Genomic DNA, 6146 nt, shown 5'->3' with positions numbered 1-6146 from the left:
GTAAGGCTACAGACGAGTCATTGCATCAACCCTAGTGGAGGATGCAATAGCGCGCATTTGTTGCTTTAGTGTTAATTGTTAGCGATAGGGTGAAGAGGGTAAAAGCCAAGGTTTTAGACGGTTTTAGGTGAATAGCTGCTGTCTAGGCCTAGGCTCATTTTAACCGAGTGCCACTTTACCTATATTAGTCATCATGCATGGATAGAAAGGGAGCGATGATCATGTGCAATTATGAGGAATTTAGACTTTCTGATGGGCGGATTTTGTGTCTCGTCTATGCTCACGGTTTGATTGAAACCGAACGCGACACTTTATGATGATGAGAATCACTCTCAACTCGCTACAGATGCGAACCATTATCATCGCGGGTCCTTCCGGCGCGGTTGATTGCGGGGGCGGCGACACGCAGTGCTTCACTACATATGAGGATTTTAGAGGGCTTGGTTGTTGTTTTATTAGCGGGCTTTTAGGGGGCGTTCATAATTTTGAACGCTATATATAGTATTGATTATAAATAATTATTCTCCTTACTTTCTCAGAAGCTCAAAAAATAGGTGTGCTCGGATATACCAACTTGAACAGATCGATTTTGTGATCCTTTGATCTTTGTTGAATGGGCCGATATTTTGCGTTTCTTGGTAAGCAAGTCACTATAAAGCGGAGAACAGTGAGGGGAGAAACCTACCTTTAGTTTGAATACATCTGAGTGCCGCCACCTAGGCATATCATCTCGTTCTAGCTTTATCCCAAAATCACTTAACTGATAACTAAATCATTCAGAATTTGCTAACCGGTTAGTACTGTATGTCATGACTGTGATTTTACGCAGTACTCGATATGATTCGCATACAAGGAACAGTGTTTTTGAATTACCACAGCGTTTGGCAAGTTATTTCATGGCCCTGCGGGTACATTGCAAGAACTTACCGATTACTGCAAACACTTAGAAAAGCGACGACGGCATTTTATGTTTTGCTGTCAGCACCTCATAGCAGGCTGATATCAAGTTCACTTTATCAACGTCATCTCTGCTAACATCTGCTCATCGCCATGAGTTGGTGATCTATGGTTGAAAATCACGGTTTTTAGGTCGAAATTGTATATTATTGTTTTATAATGGCTACCAACTTAGATGATGATGCAAATAACACTGCAACCATTTGATGCCAGTTAGTGGGGGCCTTTTACGGAGCCGAAAATCTACCTAATCACTGGCTCATAAACTGAGCTGGTGTCAGGAAATAGAGCAAAAAGCCACGATGTTAGTCAGTGCTAATACAGTTCAATCCAGTCAATTTGTCAGATAACACATTTGCCTCAGGGGAATAAATGTCCCCAGAGCAGTTAATACTGTTTTCAATTTACTTACATATTGAGTCCATAGGGATATGTCAGAAAAACAAACCCAGCGCCACTTGACCATACTCAAGTATCTGCCAGAGGCTCCTTCATCGATCACCACAATTGAGCTCAAAAATAAACTAGAACGAGATGGATTACATGCGCCCCTGCGTACCATTCAACGGGATCTGGATTGCCTAAGTAACCATTACAACATTAGCCGCAATGAAACATTTCGCCCCCATAGTTGGTGCCGTGTCAAAGGCCTGCATCCCTCTGCCATAGAGATGACACCCAGTACAGCTTTAGCCTTAAGTCTGACCAAACAATTCCTACAGGGCCTATTACCAAGTCAGCTCAAAAACAATCTCGACAGCTTCTTCGACCAAGCTGAACTAAAACTGGCTAATACTCCCAAATTAGCTAGCTGGACAAAATGCGTAGCATCGATCCCAGCGGGATTTCAGCCACTTGCACCACATATAGATCCATTAATCATGCCCCCGCTGGAGCAGGCACTGATGGAAGGGCTGCGCTTATTGATTTTCTATCGCCCACGGTCAGTAAATCAACCTAAGCACTATCGTATCAATCCTCTTGCCTTAGTCACACGAGGAACCACTATTTACCTGATAGCCACCTTAGCAGACAACGATGCTTTTCGACACTTTGCATTGCATAGGGTTCAAAGTGCCGAGCGGTTGCTGGAAATGAGAAAAATCCCTCTAGACTTCGAGTTAAACGCCTACTTGAAACAAGGCAATCTCGCTTTCCCAATAGAGGAACTCATCACCCTAAAGCTTAAGGTCGATTTTAATCTGGGATACCACTTATTAGAAACACCCTTGAGTTTGCAACAAACCATAAGTCATTCGGATGATGGCAAGCATTTCACCATAGAAGCTGATTTACCTAATACCGAAGAACTAAAATGGTGGCTGATGTCGATGAGCGATATCAGTGAAGTGTTGGCACCTCAGTCGCTGCGGGAAGCTCTTAACCGCAGCCTAACCATTGCACAGAAAAAATACTCAGGTTAATGATAAAACAACATAAGCGACATTTTTTGATGCCTCAGCTGGCTAATATGCACATAGAACTGGAATGAGCCTACAACAGTAAAACTAAAAAAGGATTCGGGATGCTACTACTGATCACTGAGAAAGTGGTTGAGTTAGAAGGTATTGAGAACGCCATAGTGCGAAGCCCAGCTGAACTTTGTTATATCCAGCCCCAAGGGCCTGCACTGGTGATCATCGATATTAAGCTGCCAAACGCCACAGTACTTGAATGGGTCAGCAAGCGCACCCGGGCAACGCTATGGTGGTTAGCAAATACAAACCTGCCGTATGACGCTGTATTAGAAAATATTCCGGCGCAACACTGCAGTGTTCAGCAAACACACATGGATGCATCGGAATTTATCCGACTGTTGAGCCCCCACTATTTCGGTCGTCTCTTTGAGGATACTCCAGATTGTATTCTCAGCATCACTCCTGGGGAACTGGAGCAACAACTCATTCGTTGTCGAGAATTAGTCTTAATTCCAGAGCATGAGATCCTTCCGACTCAGGCGATTTGGGCGTATTTATATTGGTTCACAAGTTCAACATTAGATATGTCGATCGAAGAATATGAACAGCGCGGAGTAAAACTTAAACATGACTTAGGGGCTGAACAGATGTGCTGCCTGATGAGCAATTTGCCCTTTTCAAGTTTTGTAATGTTATTGAGATAGCAAGCAACATGAGAGTTGAATACACAATGGACGATACAAACACATTATTTAAGAAATTAATACAAGCGATTCGAGCCTGTGACGAAAACACCGTTGCCACTTTGATTGAACGCGGTGTTGATATTGAGCAAGACGGAAACAGAGCATTAATGGTGGCCTGCCAACTAGGCTATACATCAATAGTTAAATGTTTGATTGAGGCCGATGCTAATATCCATCAAAATAACAACGAAGCCCTCTGGCTTGCCGTTACACATCGCCATGCGGCGGTTACAGTGGTTTTGATGGCTCAAGGAGCTGACCACATGGATCGTGAAGGGGCTATTTGGGAAGAAGCGACAAAATCATTCACATCTGAAGATGAATTTACCGCACTTATCGACCTCGGGGCTGAGGCCCTATCCGATATGGATTGGGAACTTCAGTTAGATTTAGCCCTCCATGGAAACAATCAAGTTCTTGCAGACGTTTTAGTTGAAGCGCTGCCAAATGAACCTGGAACATATCCTGTTCTGATAGCTTTAGATCACGGCAAGCTCACTTTAGCAAAACAGTTTTTGGACAATGGAGTCGATTTCCAACAAGACAATGAAAGAAGTGCAATTGCATATTATTATGCTTGGATTAACGGCTGCAAATCACTACTACCTCAACTCTTCGCTTGCGGTGCAACAACATCGGGTGCGCTGTATGAATACATTTATGGTAGTCATTTATCCATCAGCGAGCTCGACGCAGAGTTCCTTGCTGAAATGCTTAAGATATCTAAATTTGAAAAAACAACTTGTGAACATGCTGTAGAAATCGCAATTTCCAATAATTTTTTAGATATTGCTGTTGATGCTATTTGCCATCTAGCAGACTTTCCTGCCTCGCTGGAATCGATTTTTTACTCAGCATTTTTACATAATGCAAAGGAGCTTTACCCACTACTGATGTCGCTAAAAGCTGTTATTAGGTTTAGTGATGATGATATATCTTGGCTAGATGACTTTATTATCAATTGTACCGACCGTACGTTGATTTCTTACCTTTTAGCTCAAGTCGGCCCATCTTCGTTACTCAAAGTAGAAAAGTTACTCGACAAAGCAATAGAAGAAAAAGACTGGGAATGGGTAAAATATCTTGTTTGCCTTGGAGTAAGACCATCTCTAATTTATGGTTTTGATATGGCGGTTGTGGCACTTATTGACAACATCGAACATGACAGACCTTATCAGTTTACAACCTACTTACAAGTCGCAGAAAAAGGTGGCGGATGGGCCGCAAAAAATGTTGCCGATAGATATTTGGAAGGAGATGGCATTGAAAAAAATAAACAACAGGCTGCTTACTGGTATACCAAAGCTGCAGAATATGGATATATATCATTAAACCTAATGACAATGCTAGCCTTAGGTGATGGTATTGAACAGGATAAGCCATCGGCCATTCATTTGTACCGCCTGTTTTCCAATGATGCTAATTGCATTCGCTCTGCTGAAATGCAAGAAATGTATGACCAAGATGCATTAGAGAGGATCTTGGGTAATGCTTCCGTCAGTTAAGAAAATTTTAAGACCACAAATAATTAACCCTCTAGTTTTAGGAGAGTCAATAATGGTATTGTGCTCATAAGCTTTTAATTTTCAAAGTTTGCGTTGATCTTGCTAGAGTGCTTTTGAGCCGCATGCCAAAATTTACAATTTATTCCAAGCATAGTAAGTACAATATCAAGCCATGCCGAAATGAATGATCACCGATGTGCAGCCATTCATGCCCATCTTGCTTTCGGGGAATAACGGCAAACAAAGGAGGCTGAATAATTCAGCCTCCTTATCATCGACCAGTTTCAACTGTTCTGGTCTAATCCCATCGGACACTTAATTTTGAGACAGTATGGTCAATAAATTAAGAGGTCTATATGAGTCTGAAAAAATCACATAAGAGTTATCCGCAGGCATTTAAAGATGAAGCCGTCTTGATGGTGCTAGAGCAAGGTTATAGCGTTGCCGATGCGGCAAAGTCTCTTGGAGTTAGCACGAGCCTGCTTTACAACTGGAAGGAAAAACACCAAGCCCTGCAACAAGGTATCACCTTAGAAGAGTCTGAGCGTGATGAGCTAAAGCGATTACGTAAAGAAAACAAAGAATTACGAATGGAGAAAGAAATTCTAAAAAAGGCAAGCGCCTTCTTTGCGAGAGAAATGAAGTAAGATTTCGTTTCATCAAACTGCAATCTCACCTATTCCCCATAGCACTGTTATGTCGAGTAATGAGTGTCAGTAAGTCAGGCTATTACGATTGGCATAAACGCCCTGCAAACGTGATAAGCCTTGAAACACTGAAGCTTTATCGCCTTGTTCGACAGCTATTTAAGCAAAGTCGAGGCAGCTTAGGGAATCGTGAAATGGTGAAGAAATTGCGCAAGGAAGGCTACCAGGTTGGTCGCTATCTCGTTCGTAAAATTATGCACCGCCTTCGACTCAAAGTAACCCAGCGATGTGCTTACAAGGTGACGACACAGCGAAAACACTCAGATGCAGTGGCTGATAACCTGTTAAACATGAACTTTAATCCAGTATCGGCTAATCAGGTCTGGGCGAGTGACGTGACCTATTTAAAGACGGGTGAAGGCTGGATGTACTTAGCTGTGGTGATGGATTTATATTCACGCCGGATTGTGGGATGGCACATAGACAAACGCATGACCACAGATTTGATATCCAAGGCATTAATAAAAGCCTACAACCTGCGCCAACCGGCCAGAGGGTTGGTATTTCACAGTGACCGAGGCTCGCAATATACCAGTAAGCAATTCGGTAGGCTGCTATCGAGCTATGGTATCCGAGCCAGCATGGGTGATGTGGGTGCGTGTTGGGATAATGCTGTTGTTGAGCGTTTCTTTGGTAGCTTGAAACACGATTGGATTTTTAAAGTTAATCAACCAACAAGGGAGTTTATGAAGCAAGATGTGACGGCTTACATGAAATATTACAACTTGGAGCGGCTTCATTCTGCTAATGACGATCTGTCACCTGTAGAGTTTGAAAATTCTCAAGTAAAAGTGTCCAGTTTGGGTTGACCAG

Annotated in this window: 4 protein-coding genes and 1 pseudogene; all 5 read left to right on the top strand. The window is 42.6% G+C overall.

What is annotated here, in order from left to right:
• Window positions 1-868: 868 nt before the first annotated feature.
• Window positions 869-1000, top strand: a pseudogene (locus FW758_RS10250) (transposase); the annotation flags it as partial.
• Window positions 1001-1388: 388 nt separating this feature from the next.
• A complete protein-coding gene (locus FW758_RS10245) occupies window positions 1389-2381 on the top strand; it encodes a helix-turn-helix transcriptional regulator (RefSeq protein ID WP_012197029.1) in 993 nt (330 codons plus the stop codon).
• 101 nt (window positions 2382-2482) lie between these two features.
• The gene (locus tag FW758_RS10240; RefSeq protein ID WP_432322524.1) at window positions 2483-3079 is read left to right on the top strand and encodes a hypothetical protein; all 597 of its coding nucleotides are present in this window, start codon (window positions 2483-2485) and stop codon (window positions 3077-3079) included.
• 26 nt (window positions 3080-3105) lie between these two features.
• On the top strand, window positions 3106-4626 hold the full coding sequence (locus FW758_RS10235) for an ankyrin repeat domain-containing protein (RefSeq protein ID WP_432322526.1): 1521 nt from the start codon (window positions 3106-3108) through the stop codon (window positions 4624-4626).
• Window positions 4627-4982: 356 nt separating this feature from the next.
• A protein-coding gene (locus FW758_RS10230) for an IS3 family transposase (protein ID WP_259529976.1) occupies window positions 4983-6142 on the top strand; the annotation gives its coding sequence in 2 pieces (ribosomal slippage) (window positions 4983-5232 and window positions 5232-6142; 1161 coding nt in all).
• The last annotated feature ends 4 nt before the right edge of the window (window positions 6143-6146 follow it).

This window comes from Shewanella sp. 1180_01 (assembly GCF_052850535.1).
This window is presented reverse-complemented; position numbering and strand designations above follow the sequence as displayed.

Excerpts from the sequence above, each read along its gene's own strand:
- FW758_RS10245 (WP_012197029.1), top strand. The coding sequence starts at position 1,389 with ATGTCAGAAAAACAAACCCAGCGCCACTTGACCATACTCAAGTATCTG.
- FW758_RS10240 (WP_432322524.1), top strand. The coding sequence starts at position 2,483 with ATGCTACTACTGATCACTGAGAAAGTGGTTGAGTTAGAAGGTATTGAG.
- FW758_RS10235 (WP_432322526.1), top strand. The coding sequence starts at position 3,106 with ATGGACGATACAAACACATTATTTAAGAAATTAATACAAGCGATTCGA.